Below are 21,472 nucleotides of genomic sequence, written 5' to 3'. Positions count from 1 at the left end.
AATTTATGTTGAAACCCGGTTCAAACAGTCCTAGTACGCAATTAAGTAAGGTGTTCAACCGTTATTACTGGTTGCAGATTGCACTGATCGCACTATCTGTGGTGATTGGTCTGGCCTGTAGTGCATGGGTCATTAAAGGTTCACTGCTGAAAACGGCACTTGAACAGGAAATGGCCCATTACTGGACCCGGGTAGAACGTAATCCCAAAGCTGACTTGCCCGATACCAAAAACCTGTATGGTTATCGCTGGACCACGGAAACTCCGCCAGTCCGCTTTCAGTCCATGCAGCTTGAGGATGGTGTGCATCGTATTTTTATTGATGGCAAGGAGCGCATGACGGTCTATGGCGAGCGCAATGGTCAGCATGTGTTACTGGTGTTTGGGGAAAGCAATGTCAACAAGCTGATCTGGTTGTTTGGTCTGGCTCCGCTGATGTTTAGCTTATTTGTACTGTATAGCTTTTTGCTCTGGTCCAATCGCCGTGCCAAACGTTATTTTTCTCCGATTACCCGTCTAGCCAATGCACTGGAACATATTGACTGGGCGCATCAGAGCAAACAGGTTTCTCCTTTTCTGGGTATTCATACCAATGGCAACATGGAAGCAGAATACCTCAAACAGGCACTGGAAAAATATCATCAGGTTCTGAATGAGTTTATACAACGTGAACGTGAGTTTACTGGGGATGTGAGTCATGAGCTGCGTACCCCACTCACGATTTTAAAGGGTAATGTGCAGCTTTGTCAGGCGCGTTATGGGCATGACAAAGCATTGAGCCGCTTAAACAATACCATTGAAGACATGCAGTTATTGGTGGACACACTACTGGCGATTGCCCGCAATAAAACCAATGATTTGACCCCTGAACAATCTATGTTATCTGAAATTATTGAAGATTTAGTCATAGATTTAAATCCAGTCAGTGACAGTAAAGGCATGCTGATTGAAGTGCAGGGCGAAATAAATGAGCAGCCCCGTTTATTGTATCCTTCAATGACCAAGATGGTGTTGAGCAATATTTTACGTAATGCACTGAACTATTCTCAAGGATCAGAAATTAATATTATTCAGCAAAAAAATAAGATCGTGATTGCAGATAATGGCATTGGCATTAGCTTACCCAATAATGCCAAGGTACAAGCCTTGAATGATTCGCAACTCTCTCTCACCGCCAAGGGGCATGGTATTGGCTTACAGCTGGTACAGAAATTATGCAAACAACTGGGCTGGCGAGTGGAGTTATTTGACCGGCAGTATTATCTGAGTACCCATAGTGAGCTCAAACTGACAGATACCACCGGACTGATCGTGGTTGTGTATTTACATTAACCGGTGCTGTCATCTCAACTTTCAAGGGCAACTTTTAAACCGACCCCAGAAACGGTATGAATCAGTTTTTGATCAAAGGGTTTGTCAACAATTTTACGCAGGTTATAAATATGGCTGCGTAAAGCATCACTTTCCGGTTCTTCGTCGCCCCAGAGTTCCATCATAATTTCCTGCTTGCTGATGACCTTGGGTGAGTGACGCATGAGAATTTTGAGTAATTTAAACTGAATTGGTGGTAGTTCAAGAGTCTGACCTGCACGACTGACTGTTTGAGTGGCACTGTCCAGAATCAAATCATGAATCTGTAGTTTGCTGTTAGAAACCTCACCTAATGAACGTTTAATTAGGGCACGAATCCGCATCACCAGTTCATTAAAGTCAAACGGTTTCACCAGATAATCATCGGTTCCGGAGGCAAAGCCTTTCAACTTGTCATCCAGGGTATCGCGCGCTGTAAGCATCAGTACCGGTAAATCCAGATCCTGCTCATTACGCAACCAGTCACATAGGTCATAACCGGAACCATCAGGCAAATTAATGTCCAGCAATAACAGATGATAGTGCTGGTTTTTTAGAAAATGCCGTGCCGCATCCAAAGTACGGGCATGGTCAATGACGTAGCCATGTTCTTCCAGAAATTCGCATACCGTTGCGGCCAGTTCAAAGTGATCCTCAACCATGAGGATAAAGTGATTGCTCATAAGTCGATGATTAAACCATTAATTTAACAATTGTTGCTTTAATTTAGCATTAAAAGGCGTTGCCCCAAACCAAATATTAAAATATTGATTTATTTGGGGATCATTCACTTGCCCCAGTACTTTCTGATTCAGTAATAAGGTTATTTTCTGTGCAGTATGTTGGTAATTTAGACGATATAAATCGCCTTTTTTGACCGGCTTGTACCATTGGGTAATCTGGTTCAGGGCCATGTTTGGGCTATAGCCTGCAACGTTCTTTTTCAGAAAATGAGTAGCTGCCCGTTTAAATGCCCATTCGGGAATGTCATGACTATAGGCAAAATCGAGTTGAATACTTTGAGTGTCCCAGGCTTTTTCACAGTTTTCAGCAAAATAGCTCACCTGTCCCACATTTTTTGTAGTAACGATCAAAGGCGCTGTATTACATTTTTTTAATGTTGCAGCACCCGCTGGTGCACTAACAGCTAGGATAGCCGTAGCCATCAGCGTTAAAGCGATTTTTTGAAGGGTAAAAGCCATCCGTATACTCCTCCGAACACAGGCAGTGAACGATAAAGACCATTTGCAGGGTCCCAAAAATCTTGTTGGAAAATAATCTGATTCGCCTGATTGATTTTAATTTCACTAATACCATAAGAATCCATGGTTTTAGTGCGACCAAACATCTTGAAATTATAGGCCATTTGCCAGTGAATATAAGCAGAATCCTGATGATGTGTAGCACTGATCAGTTTGACGCTGACATTGCTTACCCGATTATTCATGCCTTGAAAATGTTGGACTAAATCTTTTTTTTGAGAAAATTGGGAGAGGGTATCATTAATAAATAATTGATCAGCGTATAAATTACTGGCTTGTTCCACAAAGGCAGGAGTGCCCAAGGTATTAAATGCAGCAACAAAACGAGTGCCGATATCTAAAGCTTGTTGATCGGTTAAATTGATCCCCTGAATTTTATGATTGGCCTGAGTATAGTCACTGCTATAACTTGGAACCGTTTTGCAGGCGGCTAAACTGACGAGCGCCAAGGTCGAGACCAACAGTGTTTTTATAACCTTCATCACAATACTCCTTCCTTTTTACTTAATTTAAAAAAAGAGATGTGAAGGGGACGTGAACAGCTTATATATTTATAGAACTAAAACGTCTCTAAAAACCCTTAAAAAACTGGTTTGAAAACAAGTTGGTTAATCTCCTCTCAGTTCTTATATCTTTTGCCAATAAAATTGATCACATTTTAATCAAAATAAAAATTTATTGTGCTTTATCAATACATCAATGCTTAAAATAATCCCCAATTTCTGCGGATAAGTTTGCGTATACTTTTTAATCTGTCTTATAGGCTTTAACGTACAAAGATTAAAGGTACTTTGCTTCTAGGTGATCTGAGCGTTATTTTCTATGATGGAACCAACAGGAACATGAAGTTCCATACAATAAGAAAAATAGACGAGCACAGGAGTGTAAGGTATGACAGGAGTTATACTGAGCTAAACAATACGAAAAACCCTGACAGGATGTCAGGGTTTTTTTATTTATTAAAATTTTGTTAGACAATATTCAAAGTATTTGTAGATTATCCTGATAAATTTATAAGATACTTAATATCTGAATAAGCAATAAAAATAATGTAATATGGGTTGCTAAAACCAGTTACTTTCAAATAAAATTAAATTCTAAAAAATAATTTCAATTACAACAATAGATTATAGGTTTTCAGCCATGACAAAAAAGTACAATAAGTTTTTTTCTACATCAGAAGATTTTAATCTGGATCATTCCCCATATTACTGGGTCACTCAAGTACATGCTCAATATGTACAGAATATCGATCACGCGTTAAAAAAATATGGTTTAGATAATTCTCGCCGTCGTATTTTACTGGCTTTAAAAGTCAAACCTCAGGCGAGTGTATCTGAGTTATCCGAAATGATAATTTCCAAGATGTCGACTACTACGAAAATTATCTACCGTTTAAAGGATGAAGGGTTGGTGAATACTTATTGTTGTGAAGATGATGCTCGAATTACCCGGGTTGTATTAACCGATAAAGGACAACAAATGGCGCAAAAAATTAACGATCTTAGCCATATCGTTTTAGATCAATCTTTTGAAGGTTTAACACCACTACAAATTGAAAAAATGTTAGAAAGTCTTAAACTTATTTTCAAAAACTTAGCTCATTAATCTCAATTTAATAAAAAAAGTACAGTTAAAGGTTTCTGTTGCATTTTTTGTTTTACGGGCATATGAATTTTTGATTTCCCCTTCAGGGAAACGTTTTCGCTTGTGCCCATTTTAGTACCGAATGACTTTTTAGGGTCACATATAATTGATTTTGGATATATAAATTAAAAAAGGTGTAGATCTCATCCACTTTATTAGGGCATGTCCTCATTTAATGTACATATTTCACTCTTCTCATCTATTCAATTAAAATATCTTAGATCTCCCTTCTACAATTAAGTTTTCTAACATGTCACGCAGAGTCATAACTGATGAAATTTGGGCACAAATCCAAAATATCATGCAATTTTATGGCTGCTACCGTTCACGTAATAGTAAAACATTATGGAAACTTCCAACAAACCCAATGCTAGCTATAGATTTTGTAAAGGAACAGTTTATAGCCGATATAATGGGGCATCGTGACTTTTAGGGACTATGGGGGGGAGTTTAAGTTCTTAGAACAGCTAATCTTAAAAGCCATAGCTGAATCACAAGTTGAACTTTATAGTATTCAATTGGCCTTACGTTGTTTATCAAAAAATAAATTATTTTTAAACCAGAAAATGGTACTCATGAAATCGAGTATGCTCTTTTTAAAGAATGGATTATGGATGAAGCATAAATTTTTTAATATTCAGGACTGAGCCTTATACAATACAGAATTCAGTCATTAAAAGCTGCTTAATCAATCGTCTAACTTTTGGGGGCAGGTCATATTAAATGGACATCATGTTTATGACCTTAGACACTAAACAAAGTAATACGCTGGTCAATTTACCTTATGTCCTTACGGGATTGGCAGAAACATTGTCGATGCCAGAATCTGAATTGTCGGCAACTCTTTGGTAAAATTCCCTGGCAGCCCTGCATTTAACTGCCTAGCGCAATCCGATAATAAATAATAACAAACCCGCCGCGCAGTTAGCATACAGTAAGTAAAGAAGTGGTTGACTGTGATCATAAAAATAACATCTCAAGCCGGAGGTAAACTAGATGGCTAAGTATAGTGATATCAATAGTTTTAATACCTTAGAAACATTAACCGTCGGTTCAGAACATTATCAGATTTTCAACCTGTCCAAATTGCACGTGCAGTTAGGTGACTTGTCCCGGCTACCAAAATCTTTAAAAGTCTTGCTGGAAAATTTACTGCGTTTTGAAGATCAGCTCACGGTGAAAACCGAGCATATTCATGCATTGGCAGAGTGGCTAAACAACCGAACCTCAGAACAGGAAATCCAGTATCGTCCGGCACGGGTACTGATGCAGGATTTTACCGGTGTTCCCGCCGTGGTTGATCTTGCCGCGATGCGTGCAGCAGTGGCCAAAGCCGGTGGTGATCCGGAAAAAATTAATCCGTTGTCACCGGTGGATTTAGTCATCGATCACTCGGTGATGGTCGATTACTTTGCCAGCCCGCAAGCTTTTGAGCAGAATGTCGCAATTGAGATGCAACGCAATGGCGAGCGCTACCAGTTTCTACGTTGGGGGCAGGCGGCGCTCAATCAGTTTCGCGTGGTGCCGCCAGGAACCGGGATTTGCCACCAAGTCAATCTGGAATATCTGGCACAAGTGGTCTGGAGCAATGAGGTCGATGGGCAGCGCTTTGCCTTTCCTGATACATTAGTCGGTACCGATTCACATACCACCATGATCAATGGCTTAGGCGTGTTAGGTTGGGGAGTAGGCGGCATCGAAGCGGAAGCAGCCATGCTGGGCCAACCGATCTCCATGCTGATTCCGGAAGTGATCGGCTTTAAACTCACCGGTAAACTCAAAGAAGGTATTACAGCAACTGATCTGGTGCTGACCATTACCCAGATGCTGCGCCAAAAAGGCGTAGTTGGAAAATTTGTCGAATTTTATGGCGATGGCCTGGCCGATTTGCCATTGGCTGACCGTGCCACTATTGCCAATATGGCACCCGAATATGGTGCTACCTGTGGCTTTTTTCCGGTTGATGAGGTGACACTTTCCTATTTACGTTTAACAGGACGTCAGCCCGAAAGAATTGCCTTGGTAGAGGCCTATAGCAAGTTGCAAGGATTATGGCGCAATCTGGGGGATGAACCCGTCTTTACCGATACTCTGGCTTTAGATATGTCGACGGTAGAAGCCAGTCTGGCGGGTCCGAAACGTCCGCAGGATCGTGTGCTATTGTCGCAAGTGCCAAAAACCTTTGATGCCTTTATGGATCTGACCTTGAAACCGGTTAAAGAAGAAAAAGAACGTCTGGAAAATGAAGGGGGAGGAGGCACAGCTGTTGAAGCGAAACAGGCCAACCTGCCACATGAAAATGCTTTTTGTATCATTGATGGTAAAAAATATCCGTTGCAGCATGGCGATGTGGTGATTTCAGCCATTACCTCCTGTACCAACACCTCGAATCCCAGTGTCATGTTGGCAGCAGGGCTATTGGCCAAAAAGGCAATCGAAAAAGGTTTGCAGCGGAAACCTTGGGTGAAAAGTTCACTGGCTCCGGGTTCCAAAGTGGTCAGTGATTATCTTGATGCCGCAGGGTTGACGCCTTATTTGAATCAACTGGGTTATCACCTGGTGGGTTATGGTTGTACCACCTGTATTGGTAATTCGGGACCTTTACCTGAAGCGATTGAAGAAGCTGTGCAATGTTTTGATTTGAATGTAGCCTCAGTGCTTTCCGGAAACCGTAACTTTGAAGGAAGGGTGCATCCTTTGGTGAAAACCAACTGGCTCGCCTCGCCACCCTTGGTTGTTGCCTATGGTCTGGTCGGGAATATTCGAACTGATCTCACTGCTGAGCCGATAGGTGAGGGCTTTGATGGCCAAGCGGTTTATTTAAAAGATATCTGGCCGACACAGACGGAAATCGATGCCGCACTGCAGAACGTGAATACCGAGATGTTTCATAAAGAATATGCGGAAGTGTTTGAAGGCGATGCCAAGTGGAAAGCGATCCAGATTCCACAAAGTCAAACCTATGCTTGGGATGAACAATCGACCTATATCCGACATCCACCCTTTTTTGCAGAAATTGATCAGCCGGTGCGACCAATTCAGCAGATCAAACTGGCACGGATTTTGGCTGTATTGGGCGATTCAGTCACGACGGACCATATTTCCCCTGCAGGCAATATCAAAAAAGATAGTCCGGCCGGCCGATATTTGCAGCAACTGGGGGTTGATGCAAAAGACTTTAACTCTTATGGATCCCGCCGTGGCAACCATGAGGTGATGATGCGAGGCACCTTTGCCAATATCCGCATCAAAAACGAAATGCTGGGGGGAGAGGAAGGTGGCAATACTCTGCATATTCCAAGTGCAGAAAAACTCTCGATTTATGATGCTGCAATGCGCTATCAGGCAGAACAAACCCCGCTAGTGATTATTGCCGGGAAAGAATATGGCACTGGTTCTTCACGTGACTGGGCGGCCAAAGGCACCAACCTATTGGGGGTGAAAGCGGTGATTGCTGAAAGTTTTGAGCGGATTCACCGTTCCAATCTGGTCGGCATGGGGGTGTTACCTTTACAGTTTGTGGAGGGGCAGAACCGGCAGATATTGAACCTAACCGGACATGAAACACTGTCAATTTTAGGCTTGTCGGATGATATTTATCCACATCAAATGCTGGAAATAGATGTGCAACATACAGATGGTACGTGTAACCATTTTCAAGTGTTGTGTCGCATTGATACCTTGAATGAGGTGGAATACTTTAAGGCCGGTGGTATCTTGCACTATGTCTTGCGCAATTTGCTAGCTTCCTAAATTTGATGATGAAAAAGCCCGACACCTGTCGGGTTTTTTGTGTCTGTAAAGACAAGACGGCTGCGGAGAAAATCAGTAAAATAGTACCAAGTAAATTGCCTATCTCAAGGTGAAAGAGGACTCCACCCGATGAAGGGTGGAGGTGAATTTCACGACTTTTTCTTGGTGCATATAATTCTAATATGATATAATAATTGAAAATAAGTTAATATATTTCAATATCTTGGGCTTAAATGAAGATCAATAAAGCGTATAAATTTAGGCTTGAGCCTAATGCGGAACAAGAGGTTGTTTTAAACAATCTGCTTGGTTCTGCACGTTTTGTTTGGAATCAGATTTTAGCTGTGTCATTTGAAATGCTTGCCAAAAATGAACGCATCACTAAGGATAATTTGGTTAAGAAAATCCCCGATCTGAGAAAAAAACCTGAATGTGCTTTTTTGGAAAAAAGCTCAAATGGGGTTTCACTTCAACAAAAAGTTCGTGATCTTGGTTCTGCATGGGATAAGTTTTTCAACCCAAAAGAACAAGCCAAATTAAAGCAAAAACCATTTAAAGCCAAAAAACCAAGATTTTTTAAATTGCCTGATGGTAGTGAGCTTCAACTTAGATCACTCATGCCACGTTTTAAAAAGAAGTCTGATGGTTATGATTCAATCCGTATTGTTCAGTTTGATAGATACTGTGGTATTGATGGTAATCGAGTTAAGTTACCTAATGGTGTTGGTGTCGTTAAATTCAGAAAGTCACAAGAAATTATTGGCACAATTAAAAATGTGACAATCAGTAAAGTATTAGGTCGATGGTATATTTCATTTGGCGCTGAAAAAGAACTCACCGAAATGCAAGTCCACCCCTCAAAAACTGCAATTGGTGTGGATTTAGGTATCAAAAAACTGATTACCACCTCTGAGGGTGATGTATTTAAACCAATCAATAGTTTTAAATCTAATCAGGTAAAAATAGCCAAATTACAGCGCAAGTTGAGAAAGAAAACTAAGTTCAGCCAAAATTGGAAAAAGCTCAATTTAAAGATCAATAAACTACACCATCATATTGCCAATATTCGGCATGACTACTTGCATAAAGTCACGACAACTCTCAGCAAAAACCACGCAATGATCGTAGTTGAGGACTTGAAAGTAGCCAATATGTCGAAGTCAGCAAAAGGTACAATCGAGAACAAAGGAAAGAATGTCAAAGCCAAGTCAGGCTTAAACAAATCAATTCTTGATCAAGGTTGGTCAATGCTTGTCACAAAATTGGAGTATAAGCAGCAATGGCGAGGTGGTTTACTCGTTAAAGTTGACCCTAAATATACAAGTCAAACGTGTAGTTCGTGTGGTCACGTTGCAAAAGAAAATCGACAAACCCAAGCGAAATTTGAGTGTGTCGAATGTGGTTTTAGCGAGAATGCGGATATTAACGCTTCTCGCAACATTTTATCGGCAGGGCATGCCGTTTTGTCTGTGGAGGGAGGATGCGGTAAAGGTCGCCCTACAAAGCAGAAAGCAAGTGAAATCCGTGAGGAAGTCACCTAAGAGCTTTTGCTTTTAGAATCCCCCACCTAGCCTATGGCGTAAGGTGGTGGGAGTATGTCAAAACTTTCTTGAGTTTCTAGATGCGCTAATTTAATAAGGATTGATTTTTGATTAAATCGTATAGCTCGACAGCTCAATCCGTTACGCAACCAATCATAGAAACCTGAAACAGAAACACTCAATTGATAAGCCATGAAACTAATCGGGAACGAATATTTATAGAACATACTCGCGCTTGGGCATAAGCGTCTAGCAGTAGAAATCCCCTTGTTTTAGCTAGGGGAGGATGTCAACATTGTATTTTGTTGATTTTAAAACAATCATTAGGGAGTTACTTTATGAGTATAATTTCAGTACAAGAGCTAGACCAATTAATTAATGAAGCTGTAAAAGAAGATAAAGAGGTTAATAAAATATTAATAGGTTACAAGCTATTTTCACACCTGATGAAGGACTCAGAATTTTCTGAAGAAGTTACAAACTCGGCACTGAGCCCAACTCAGAGAAAATATAAGAAATTAAAAATAAAAGTCACTACTGATGAGTACCAATTGCATTTTAAATCTAAGTAGCCACTGAACTCCACTTTATTCAGGTAGGCATCCATTGATATGGCAGCCCTCTTCAATTTGGTTGATTTTCTGCGTTGGTCATTTTTTCAGTTCAGTTGAGTGAGTCGGAAATTGTGTTCATTGAAGTTTATTCCCATATTTATGACCCAACCAACTTTTGGGGGCAATAATTGATGCAGCAGTTTTTTTTCAGTCATCGTATACACAGCAGTGTCGTCGCACTGTCAATGCTAATTTTTTTAGGTGGTTGTCAAAATACAGCCCCGTTTACAACCCCCCAGGTTGCCTTGCCAGCACAATATCCCCTCCAGCAGAGTGGTAAATATCATGTTCTAGCTTGGTCAGATTATGTCAATGACCCGGCATTAATCAAAGTCGCTTATCTTGCCTTGGCGCATAATCATGACTTGAAAATAGCAGCGCTGCGGGTACAAGAAGCACAAGCTGCTTATGGCATTCAACGTTCAGAATCATGGCCAAGTATCTCCGGCAGTGCAGCTTATGAGCGCAGCCGAGTGCCTGCAGATTTATCCTTTATTGGTCGTGCAGTAACCTCAGATCAATATTCTATGGGTGTGGGAATGAACCAATGGGAACTGGATCTCTGGGGACGTATACGCAGTTTGAATGCAGCAGCATTGCAGCAATTTTTCGCAGCTGAATCCAATCAGTTGGCGGTACGCAACAGCATTCTTCAGCAATCAATCCAAAGCTATTTGACTTTGTCTGAATTGGAAAAACGTATTTATTTTGCAAAACGTTCAGTGCAAAGCTATGAAAGATCTGTACATATCTTTAAACGACGTTATGAAGTCGGTGCGAGCTCCAAAGTGGAATATATGCAGGCGCAAACCCTGCTCAGCAATGGTCAGGCTTTATTGACGCAGCTGCAAAATAGCCAGGACATGACAGCAAACTATTTGCTGCAGCTGATTGGCCAGTCTGTAGAGATTCCAAAGCGGGATTTGGATCAAGTGGTCTTTAAAACGGCTGTGTTGCAGACCGGATTGCCTTCAGATCTATTGCTGAATCGGCCTGATATCCGTGCCGCAGAAGCTCTGCTGCATTCAAGGCACGCAGATATTCATGCTGCACGTGCGGCATTTTTCCCTCGAATTGCGCTAACCGGCAGTTTTGGCATAGCGAGCACTGAACTTGATGGCTTATTTAAATCGGGCAATAAGTTATGGTCTTTTGCACCGAGCATCAGTATTCCAATCTTTACCGCGGGGCGTTTAAAAAACAATCTGATTTTGGCGGAAGTACGCCGTGACATTGCCGTTGCTGACTATGAAAAAACCGTACAGAATGCTTTCCGTGAAGTGGCAGATGCTTTAGTACAGCAGCGACATTTAAGCAGGCAATTGCAGATTCAGAATCAGGGCCTGACTGCATTTAGAGAAACTGCACGACTGGCCCAGTTGCGCTATGATAATGGGGCAGTGGGCTATCTTGATGTGCTTGATGCGCAGCGGAATTTGCTATCTGCAGAACAGCAGTGGATTGAAACCCAGAGTGCTTTAATGCAGTCCTATGTTTCCTTGTATTTTACGCTAGGCGGTGACAGCAGTATAGCGAAACAGCCTGAAAAATACCCTTTACCTCTTTAGAAGAAACTTAATAAAATGAATGGCATAACCTTTTAATTTTAAGAAAAAGTGAATAAATTTTTATCCTGATTTTATTAAATATATTGAGTAATCAGATCCATGAATATTAAGAAGTTATCCATTGTTGGGGCAATTGTCATCACCGTTTTAGTCGCTTATTTGATCTGGAAAAACATGTCCAAGTCCGATACAGATGCTTTAGTGAGTGGCAATGGACGGATCGAGGCGACTGAAATCAATATCTCCAGTAAGTTATCTGGTCAACTGGAAGAAATTCTGGTACAGGAAGGAGATTTTGTCGAGCCTGGACAAGTTTTAGCGCGCATTAAAGTCTCTGCTTTGGAAGCACAGTTGCGTGAAGTCCAAGCACAGCAGCGTCAGGCGCAAGATGGAATTGCCACTGCAGAAGCGCAAGTCGCAATGCGTATCAGTGAAAAAATCGCTGCAGAAGCGGTGGTGCAGCAGCGCGAAACTGAATTGGTCGCTGCAAAAAACCGTTTGGCGCGTACGGAAATTTTGGCTAAAGAAGGTGCTTCATCTAAACAACAACTGGATGATGAACGTGCAGATGTTAAACGTGTAGCTGCAGTATTGAGTGCAGCAAAAGCGCAAGTGGATAGTGCACAAAGTGCAATTGTAGCAGCACGTAGCCAAGTATCAGGTGCACATTCTCAAGTCGATGCGATTAAAGCAACGATTGAACGAATGAATTTTGATCTAGATGATGCACAGCTCAAGGCTCCGTTGAAAGCACGTGTGCAGTTCCTGGTCGCGCAGCCGGGTGAAATGATCGCAGCAGGTGGACGGGTGCTGAACCTCATTGATCTGTCTGATGTCTATATGACGTTCTTCCTGCCGGAAACTGTAGCCGGCCGTATCGCGATGGGCACCGAAGTCCGCATTGTGCTGGATGCTGCCAAAAATGTGGTGATTCCTGCCCGGGTGTCTTTTGTTGCAGATACTGCCCAGTTCACACCGAAGACCGTGGAAACAGAAAGTGAACGTCAAAAACTAATGTTCCGTGTCAAAGCGAAAATTGATCCAGCCCTGTTACAGAAGCACATTCAGCAAGTAAAAACAGGTCTTCCAGGCGTAGCCTATATCAAAATTGATGACAATGCTGCTTGGCCAGCTTTCTTAGAGAATCAGGTTAAATCATGACACAACCATCTGTACCGGAACCGATTGTTGCAGAAATTCAGCATGTCAGCCTGAAATATGGGAAAACTGAAGCCTTAAAGGATATTTCTCTGTCACTTCCCGCAGCTTGCATGATTGGTTTGATCGGTCCAGATGGGGTGGGAAAATCCAGTCTGCTCGCACTGTTGGCTGGTGCCAAGGTGGTACAAGAAGGTACCTTGCTCGTGCTAGGCGGAAATATTGCGGACAGAAAACATCGCAGGAAAGTCTGTCCGCATATTGCCTATATGCCTCAGGGACTAGGTAAAAATCTTTCCAAAACACTTTCCGGTGAAGAAAATTTGCAGTTCGTGGCACGTCTGTTTGGTCATGGTGTGCAAGAGCGCCGTAAACGTATTGATGAATTGACCAAAAGCACAGGACTGTATGACTTCCTGGATCGTCCTGCAGGAAAATTATCCGGGGGGATGAAGCAGAAACTGGGCTTATGTTGTTCCCTGATTCACGACCCAGACTTTCTGATTCTGGATGAACCCACCACAGGGGTCGATCCCTTGGCTCGAGCACAGTTTTGGGAACTGATTAACCACATTCGCACGGTCCGTCCTCACATGAGTGTCATTGTGGCGACTGCCTATATGGACGAGGCGCAGGGCTTTGACTGGCTGGCGATGATGGATGAAGGCAAAATCCTGAAAACAGGAGCACCTCAAGACCTGCTTGCACTGACAGGAAGTAAAAGCCTGGAAGAGGCATTTATCAAACTTTTACCGGAAGAAAAGAAAAAAGGCTATGAACCGGTGGTAATTCCTGCTTTGCCGGATTATGGCTCAGATGCCTATGCCCTGGAAGCCAAAGACCTGACGGTAAAGTTTGGCGATTTTACTGCAGTAGATCATGTCAATTTTCAGATCAGACGGGGGGAAATCTTTGGTTTCCTGGGCTCCAATGGTTGTGGTAAATCGACCACCATGAAGGTGTTGACGGGGTTGCTTGAAGCATCGGAAGGGCAGGCATGGCTATTTGGTCAGCCGGTGCAAGGCAGTGATATTCGCACCCGGCGGCGTGTCGGTTATATGTCACAGTCCTTTTCACTCTATAGTGAACTGACCATTCTCCAGAACCTGGTACTCCACGCCAAATTATTTCATGTGCCAGCGGACAAAATTGATGAACGTGTGCAACAGATGCTGCAGCGTTTTGATTTGAGTGCTGTGAAAGATAAATTGCCCGATGATTTACCCTTAGGAATTCGTCAGCGTCTGTCGCTGGCGGTCGCACTGGTACATAATCCGGAAATTTTAATTCTTGATGAGCCGACCTCAGGGGTGGATCCGATTGCGCGGGATAATTTCTGGCGATATCTGATTAGTTTATCCCGTAATGACGGTGTCACCATCTTTATTTCAACCCATTTTATGAATGAAGCTGTGCGCTGTGATCGTATGTCGATGATGCATGCTGGTCGAGTTCTGGACAGTGCTGCACCGGCACAACTTATGAAAAATCGGCAGGCAGACACGCTGGAAGAAGCCTTTATTGGTTATTTGAAGGATGCTGGCGCAGGCACTCAAAGTGAGCCTGAAGATGTATCAAAGAATATCGTGGTTAATGATGAATCTGAACCAAGTGTAGAAAAATCTAAAAGATTCAGTTTACAACGCCTATATAGTTACGCGTGGCGTGAGTCATTAGAGCTGGCACGTGATCCGATTCGTGCCACGATGGCCTTGGTCGGGTCGATTATCCTGCTGTTCGTGATGGGCTATGGGATCACCATGGATGTGGATGACCTGACGTTTGCGGTGCTAGATCGTGACCAGACTGGTCTAAGTGAGAACTACACGATGAGCATTGCCGGTTCGCGTTATTTTGTGGAAAAACCAGCATTACAAAGTTATGAAGAAATCGATCAGCGTATGCGTAGCGGTGATATTTCTTTGGCTATTGAGATTCCGCCAAATTTTGCCCGAGATATTGCCCGGGGCGAGGATGTTAAAATCGGGGCGTGGATTGATGGTGCCATGCCACAACGTGCAGAAACTGTTCAGGGCTATGTGCAAGGGATTCACAGCCACTGGTTGATGCAGCAGGCACTGGAGCAAAGTGGTTATAAAATGTCGAGTCTGGTCAATGTTGAAACCCGCTTCCGTTATAATCCTGACATTAAAAGTCTGCCTGCAATGGCACCCGCCTTATTTCCGTTATTAATTTTGCTGATCCCGGCGATGCTGACGGCTTTGTCCGTGGTGCGGGAAAAAGAACTGGGTTCGATTGTCAATCTCTATGTCACTCCGGTCACCCGCAGTGAATTTTTAATCGGTAAACAGATTCCCTACGTCGTGCTGGCCATGCTGAACTATTTCCTGATGTGTCTGATTATTGTGGTGGTGTTTGATGTGCCGATCAAGGGTAGTTTCCTGACCCTGACCCTAGCTTCATTGCTGTTTATTATTTTTTCCACCGGTACGGGCTTATTGGCCTCCGCGCTGACCAAGAGTCAGATTGCCTCCATGTTTCTGGTGATGCTTGGTACGCTGATTCCAGTGATGCAATTTGCCGGCATTATTAATCCTGTCTCGTCACTTGAAGGATTCGGTCGCTGGTTTGGTGAGATTTATCCTGCCACGCATATGGTGAATATCAGCCGTGGCGTGTTTAACAAAGCTTTAGGTTTTGAAGACTTGCATCAGTCTCTTTGGGTGATCCTGCTGTCTGTCCCGATCATTATGTGTGCGGCAATCCTTGCGCTAAAAAAACAGGAGCCATAGCATGTTCAGGCAAAAACTACAGAATATCTATCAGCTCGGTTGTAAAGAACTCTGGAGTCTATGGCGCGACCCAGTCATGCTGATCCTCATCATCTACACCTTTACGGTCGCAATTTACACTGCAGCGACGGCAATGACCGATAGCCTGAATATGGCACCGATTGCGATGGTCGATGAAGATCGATCGGCCTTATCGGAGCGAATTACCTCGGCCTTTTATCCACCCTATTTTATTCCTCAAACCACTGAAATGAATAACATGGATGCCGGAATGGATGCCGGTGAATTTACTTTTGCTCTCAATATCCCCGTCAATTTTCAGGAAGATGTGCTGTCTGGAAAAGATGCTTCGATTCAGGTCAATGTGGATGCGACACGCATGTCTCAGGCGATGACAGGTGCAGGCTATGTCCAGCAGATTGTGCAGTCCGAAGTGAATGAATATGTATTGCGCCATCGTGAAGTGAGCAGCTTGCCGGTTGAACTGGAAATGCGTGCCCGTTTTAATCCGCTGCTGGACCAGAAATGGTTCGGTAGTGTGATGGAAATCATCAATAACGTGGCGATGCTGTCGATCATTCTAACGGGTGCAGCTTTGATCCGTGAGCGTGAGCACGGTACGGTGGAACATTTGATGGTGATGCCGGTCACTGTATTTGAAATCATGATGGCAAAAGTCTGGTCCATGAGTCTGGTGGTATTGCTGGCTGCTTTTATGGGTTTAAAACTGGTCGTACAAATGGCCTTGCAGGTTCCCATTGAAGGCAATTTATGGTTATTCTTCTTCGGCGCCTTGTTGACCCTGTTTGCCACCACCTCGATGGGAATCTATCTGGCCACCATGTCGAAATCAATGCCGCAGTTTGGTCTATTGATGATGTTGATTTTGATCCCCATGGAAATGCTTTCAGGCGGGATGACACCACGTGAAAGTATGCCGGAGTTTCTGCAATATCTCATGCTCATTGCACCGACCACGCATTTTGTGGAGCTGGCACAAGCTATTTTATACAGAGGGGCAGGTCTGAATGTAGTTTGGCCTGCATTTCTATGGCTCATTGGAATTGCACTAGTATTTTTCTATGTCGCCTGGAAACGCTTTAAAGATACGATTCATACCATGACCTAGCTTTTTCCTTGCAGTGGGGTGTTGTATTTTTGTGACTGTCTTTTTTTGTTAAGAAAACAATCAGTATGCAGTATGCAGGCTTAATTTGGCATGACTGGGCAGAAAGTAAGTTGGTGAGTGTATCTTATTGATCTGTTCTATCAAGCTCATTTTGCTCGCTACTTAAATCAACTGGGGGCAGATACTTAATCAAAATAAAGCTATTAATTTTTTAAAAAATCTCATATCTAAGCGCTGGGTTGAGCTAAACTAAAAAAATATTATTACACAGTAACGCACTGATATGGAATTCAACGCGTGGTACCAACTTCGTAGATTTGTTTACGATAATTTGCATAATGAAGAATACGAGAGCACCTTGAGTCGCTGCGTAAATATCTTTCTTATCTTATTGATTATTGGTAATACAAGTGCAGTTTTACTTGAATCTATGAATGAGATCTATCAGTCCTATCAATTGTTATTTGATACCTTCGAATTATTTTCAATCGTTGTGTTTACCGTAGAGTATTTATTACGATTTTGGGCAATTGCTGAAAAAAATCCGTTTGAAAGCGCATGGAAAAATAGATGGTTATGGATACGAAGCGGTAGTGCGATCATTGACTTGCTGGCAATTCTACCTGCGTATATTAACTTCTTTGTGCATATTGATTTACGTTTCCTTCGAATCCTAAGATTATTCAGATTACTCAAATTAACGCGTTATTTTGTATCGTTACAAATTTTATTGCGTGTGATTCAGCGTGAAAAGGGTTCATTTCAAGCGGTTATTTTTATTTTGCTTATTATGATTATAATCGCAGCCGCTGGAATGTATGTGGTTGAAAACCAGGCACAGCCAGAAGTATTTAGCTCAATTCCTGCTGCAATGTGGTGGGCTGTAGTTACGCTGACAACAGTCGGTTATGGCGATGTTACGCCAGTCACGCCCATAGGTCGATTCCTTGGCGCTTTGATTACTATTTTAGGTGTGGGTTTAGCCGCACTTCCAGCGGGTATTTTGGCAAATGGTTTGGCAAGTGAACTTAGGCAACGTAAACACAAGTTAGAATTAAGATTTCGTGAACTTTTAGACGTTGCTGAAATTGATTTAATTGAAGATAAAGAAAAAATTGAAAATTTACGTAAAGAAGTGGGGCTTAGCTCAGAGCAAACGCAAGATATTTTATTGCAGCTTATTCATGAGCGTAAGGAAGAGGAACTCGAGCAGGAAAAGAACAAATATTTTTTCTGTCCACATTGTGGGCATAAGTTACCTGATTGAAAAATAAATCAGTTATATTTTTACTTTTCATTTTTAAGTTATTAATAATATTAAATATATTTATTTTTGATTGTATTGTTTTCAATTGTGTTTAATTAAGCATTTTTTAAGTTTGGACTCTTATCTTGATCACTGATCTATTTTTATTCGGTGAAATGAGAGTGATAAAATTCAACTTTGATTGTAATTCATCCAATCAAATTCATTATCTGAATTACAATCCGAATCAGCCAAAATATAAAAAACAACTACACATTCAAAAACTTTTAGAACAAAAAAATGATTCATTATCTCCAATAGTCTCGTCCAAGCATTCATCTCTTGGTGTCAGGGTAAAAACCTTGGACCGAAGCAGATCATCGGAACGTATCGCAGTAGAAAACTTTATTCGTGATAAATATCGTGCAGTACATGAGGCCTCCATCTCTGAGTTTTTTCCAACCTTATTTGCAGGCTATGTCGAACAGGAAATGCAGGTTGCTATTGGACTGGAACATTTAAAGAATAACGCTGCTTTTCTGGAACAGTATCTGGATGAACCTATTGAAATGACCCTGGAGAAACTTGGCAATACTTTGGTCGCAAGAGAGCAGATTGTTGAAATTGGCAATCTAGCGGCACTGAATATGGATCATGCAAAACTGATGGTGGCTTTCTTGGTGTTTCATTTAACCCAGAAAAACATTGAATGGGCAGTTTGCACCGGTACTGCTGCTGTCCGATATGTGCTGCAACAGATGGGAGTGCATTTTCATGTGATTGATAAAGCCAACCCCGAGCTACTCGGCGAAGCGAAAAGACAATGGGGTAGTTACTATCAGCAGAAACCCTATGTTCTGGCCATTCATGTGGCCGAGGCACTTGCTGTCACCAAGGAACTTTATAGTTTCAAGGGCTAAATCTGTATGCAAGTTGTTCTCCAGTACTGAAGCGCGGAATCTTTAAAAATGATGAATAGTTTGTTCGATGCAATTTCAACTTATGCAAAACAAGACCCGATACGGGAAGCCATTGTCAGTGCTGACAGGACGGTCAGTTATGCTGAATTAAACATTCAGGTGAATCAGCTCAGTGCTGAACTGATTCAGATGAAAATACAAAGACTCGCCATCTGGGGTGTCAATAGTGTGAACTGGATTCTGGTTGATCTTGCGGCCAGGAAAGCTGGCATAACCGTGATTCCGATTCCCCTGTTTTTCACCCCGGATCAGGTCAAGCATCTGCTTCAGGACAGTCAGGTCGATAGTATTTGTGTGACGGATACAAGTGGCGATATTGAAGAAAAATGTGGCGGGAAAAACTGCTCTATACCCGAGTGGCTGATGAATTTAACAGAACATGCAGGTCGCAGAGACGTTTCAACTTCAGATGCCTTCAGCGGGCAGTTTATCCATTTATTGGATCATCAAGAGAACCCTGAACTGGGTGATATAAAATTGAACCCTTCCAAACAGCCTTCAAAAATTACTTATACTTCTGGCAGTACCGGTACGCCAAAGGGTGTCTGCCTGGCGGAGGAAACCATTGACTCAATTACAGCGTCCTTAAGTAATGCACTGGTATCCAGTCACTTGGGCCGTCATTTATGCCTCATTCCATTTGCCACATTACTGGAAAATATTGCAGGGATCTACGTTGCTCTCAGCATGGGGAGATCCGTGGTTGTGGAAGAGGTTAGTCAGTTTGGCCTGATCTCCAATCATGAGTTTAATGTGCAGTACTTCGTGGATGCGGTGCGGAAATATCAGATTGAAAGCGTGATTCTGCTCCCACAAATGCTCAAGGCGATTGTGGAATATATTGCCGAACATGGATCTGCAGATTTTGCCACGCTGAAATTTATTGCTGTAGGTGGAGGAAAAGTTTCACCAGATTTACTCAGCCAGTGTCAGAGGCTAAATCTCCCGGTGTATGAGGGATATGGTCTATCGGAATGTGCTTCGGTGGTGAGCCTGAATTTGCCCAGTGCACGCAAAATTGGCAGTGTGGGACGCATTTTGCCGCATGTAGAAGTCAAAATAGAACAAAATGGTGAAGTGGTGGTCAAGGGCAATGCCATGCTTGGCTATGTCAATGACATGGCAGTCAGCCCCTATATCCATACTGGCGATGCCGGATATTTTGATGAAGAAGGCTATTTATATATTACCGGCCGGATTAAGCAGATTATTGTGAGCAGCTTTGGCCGAAACATCTCGCCAGAATGGGTGGAATCGAACAGTTTAAGCGAACCGGAAATTCATCAGATTGCCATTTTTGGCGAAGCGCAGCCGCATTTGTCCGCCGTGATTTATGCCAGAGCTTACACTTCAGACAACCTGATTGAAGCGGCCATTCAAAAAGCCAATGCACGTATGCCGGACTATGCCCAGATTAAGCACTGGTGTCGTGCAGCAGAGCCATTTTCCCTAAAAAATAAGATGCTGACCGATAACGGAAAATTACGACGTAACCAGATAAAACAGCACTTCCATGCAGCTTTGCTGCAAAGTTGATTGCTGCAGATGAATGGCAAATTTAAACAGTTCCTTCTGCCCGGGTATCAGTCCTGAAATAGGCAGAAACAGTGAGTGAAACAAATGAACATCGCACAAACACAATTAAAATCATCTCATCAGCACATTAAAAATACCTTGGTTGAGCAGGGTTGGGTGTTATTAAGAGATGAACATTATGATGTAGAGTCTTTCAGTGAATTGATGAATAGCCTATGCCAGAAGCTGACCTATGACCCGGCACGTGAAAATATCACTCGGCAATCGCAGAAAGTTGATGCAGGTACCCAGGCAATGGGGCTACATATTGAAAACGGCACGACACCTTTACCACCTGACATCATTGCATTTTTTAGTGAGAAAAGTGCTTCACAAGGTTCTCAGACCACGTTGTGTGATGGATATCAAGTTTGGCAGAGTCTGCCTGAAACGCTCAAGCAAAAATTTGCTGAGCCGATGACCATCAGCCGCTATTTACCTAAACACATCTGGCAAAGATATGTCGCTACAGCACTAAATATGAGCGATGCTGAACAGGTCACGCAGCATGATCTGCAGCAGTTTGTTCAGATGATTCCTGGGCAGAGCATCAGCCAGGCAGAGGATGAAGGCGTGCAGTACCACTTGAAAATGAATATGGTGCGTAGTGATAATTTAAAAGGTGTGCCCGCTTTTGCCAATACTTTACTGGGACCTTCCTACAATTACGAAAAGCCACGCTTTTATTTTGCCGATGGTTCTGAAATCAGTCAGGATTTGATTGTTGAACTTGCAGAACACTGTGAAAACTATACATCTGAAATCAACTGGCAGGACGGCGATCTGGCGATTATTGACAATAAGCGCTTTATGCATGGACGACGTGAAATTCTGGTGCCCCTTGAAAACCGGAAGCTGTATATTTGTATGGGGCTGGGCTTAAATCCTGCCTTTTAA

At 42.6% G+C, this 21,472-nt stretch carries 16 protein-coding genes; 13 read left to right on the top strand and 3 right to left on the bottom strand.

Features of this window, described 5'->3' with window-relative positions; translation table 11 throughout:
• The first annotated feature begins 5 nt into the window (after positions 1-5).
• Positions 6-1,331 carry a sensor histidine kinase gene (locus E0409_RS08800; RefSeq protein ID WP_131289784.1) on the top strand — a complete coding sequence of 442 codons (1,326 nt, stop codon included), beginning with the start codon at positions 6-8 and terminating at the stop codon, positions 1,329-1,331.
• 14 nt (positions 1,332-1,345) lie between these two features.
• On the opposite strand, the gene E0409_RS08795 is transcribed toward E0409_RS08800, so the two are convergent.
• The 3 genes from E0409_RS08795 to E0409_RS08785 are packed head-to-tail and all read right to left on the bottom strand — an operon-like array spanning position 1,346 to position 3,093.
• Positions 1,346-2,032 (bottom strand): response regulator transcription factor, encoded by a 687-nt coding sequence (locus E0409_RS08795; RefSeq protein ID WP_131289781.1) that lies wholly within the window; start codon positions 2,030-2,032, stop codon positions 1,346-1,348.
• A gap of 18 nt (positions 2,033-2,050) precedes the next feature.
• Positions 2,051-2,551 carry a chalcone isomerase family protein gene (locus E0409_RS08790; RefSeq protein ID WP_131289779.1) on the bottom strand — a complete coding sequence of 167 codons (501 nt, stop codon included), beginning with the start codon at positions 2,549-2,551 and terminating at the stop codon, positions 2,051-2,053.
• On the bottom strand, positions 2,521-3,093 hold the full coding sequence (locus E0409_RS08785; RefSeq protein WP_131289777.1) for a nuclear transport factor 2 family protein: 573 nt from the start codon (positions 3,091-3,093) through the stop codon (positions 2,521-2,523). The genes E0409_RS08790 and E0409_RS08785 overlap by 31 nt, the downstream gene beginning before the upstream one ends.
• A 661-nt stretch (positions 3,094-3,754) precedes the next feature.
• Between E0409_RS08785 and E0409_RS08780 the strand changes: the two genes are divergently transcribed.
• The 12 genes from E0409_RS08780 to E0409_RS08720 all read left to right on the top strand — a co-directional run bounded on the left by E0409_RS08780 (position 3,755) and on the right by E0409_RS08720 (position 21,472).
• Complete coding sequence (locus tag E0409_RS08780) at positions 3,755-4,219, top strand: MarR family winged helix-turn-helix transcriptional regulator (protein WP_131289775.1); 465 nt, start codon at positions 3,755-3,757, stop codon at positions 4,217-4,219.
• 1,035 nt (positions 4,220-5,254) lie between these two features.
• A complete protein-coding gene (gene acnA / locus E0409_RS08770) occupies positions 5,255-8,011 on the top strand; it encodes an aconitate hydratase AcnA (RefSeq protein ID WP_131289773.1) in 2,757 nt (918 codons plus the stop codon).
• A 233-nt stretch (positions 8,012-8,244) separates the two neighbouring features.
• Positions 8,245-9,552, top strand: coding sequence for an RNA-guided endonuclease InsQ/TnpB family protein (locus E0409_RS08765; protein ID WP_131289771.1), 1,308 nt, complete (start codon positions 8,245-8,247; stop codon positions 9,550-9,552).
• Between the two features lie 338 nt (positions 9,553-9,890).
• A complete protein-coding gene (locus tag E0409_RS08760) occupies positions 9,891-10,124 on the top strand; it encodes a hypothetical protein (RefSeq protein ID WP_131289769.1) in 234 nt (77 codons plus the stop codon).
• A 173-nt stretch (positions 10,125-10,297) separates the two neighbouring features.
• Positions 10,298-11,734 (top strand): efflux transporter outer membrane subunit, encoded by a 1,437-nt coding sequence (locus E0409_RS08755; RefSeq protein ID WP_171458804.1) that lies wholly within the window; start codon positions 10,298-10,300, stop codon positions 11,732-11,734.
• A 99-nt stretch (positions 11,735-11,833) separates the two neighbouring features.
• Complete coding sequence (locus tag E0409_RS08750; RefSeq protein ID WP_131289767.1) at positions 11,834-12,895, top strand: HlyD family secretion protein; 1,062 nt, start codon at positions 11,834-11,836, stop codon at positions 12,893-12,895.
• Entirely contained in the window at positions 12,892-15,645 is a 2,754-nt protein-coding gene (gene rbbA / locus E0409_RS08745; protein WP_131289765.1) for a ribosome-associated ATPase/putative transporter RbbA, read from the top strand. The genes E0409_RS08750 and rbbA overlap by 4 nt, the downstream gene beginning before the upstream one ends.
• Before the next feature lies 1 nt (position 15,646).
• Entirely contained in the window at positions 15,647-16,774 is a 1,128-nt protein-coding gene (locus E0409_RS08740) for an ABC transporter permease (RefSeq protein ID WP_131289763.1), read from the top strand.
• Positions 16,775-17,057: 283 nt separating this feature from the next.
• On the top strand, positions 17,058-18,041 hold the full coding sequence (locus E0409_RS08735) for an ion transporter (RefSeq protein ID WP_131289761.1): 984 nt from the start codon (positions 17,058-17,060) through the stop codon (positions 18,039-18,041).
• 341 nt (positions 18,042-18,382) lie between these two features.
• Complete coding sequence (locus E0409_RS08730) at positions 18,383-18,940, top strand: thermostable hemolysin (RefSeq protein ID WP_252151793.1); 558 nt, start codon at positions 18,383-18,385, stop codon at positions 18,938-18,940.
• A gap of 48 nt (positions 18,941-18,988) precedes the next feature.
• Positions 18,989-20,536 carry an AMP-binding protein gene (locus E0409_RS08725; protein ID WP_131289758.1) on the top strand — a complete coding sequence of 516 codons (1,548 nt, stop codon included), beginning with the start codon at positions 18,989-18,991 and terminating at the stop codon, positions 20,534-20,536.
• Positions 20,537-20,620: 84 nt separating this feature from the next.
• Entirely contained in the window at positions 20,621-21,472 is an 852-nt protein-coding gene (locus tag E0409_RS08720) for a TauD/TfdA family dioxygenase (RefSeq protein ID WP_131289757.1), read from the top strand.

Origin of the sequence: Acinetobacter sp. ANC 4862, from assembly GCF_004336635.1 — a bacterium.
Taxonomy (GTDB): domain Bacteria; phylum Pseudomonadota; class Gammaproteobacteria; order Pseudomonadales; family Moraxellaceae; genus Acinetobacter.
Note: the sequence above shows the minus strand (reverse complement) of the source record. Positions and strands in the feature narration are given on the sequence as shown.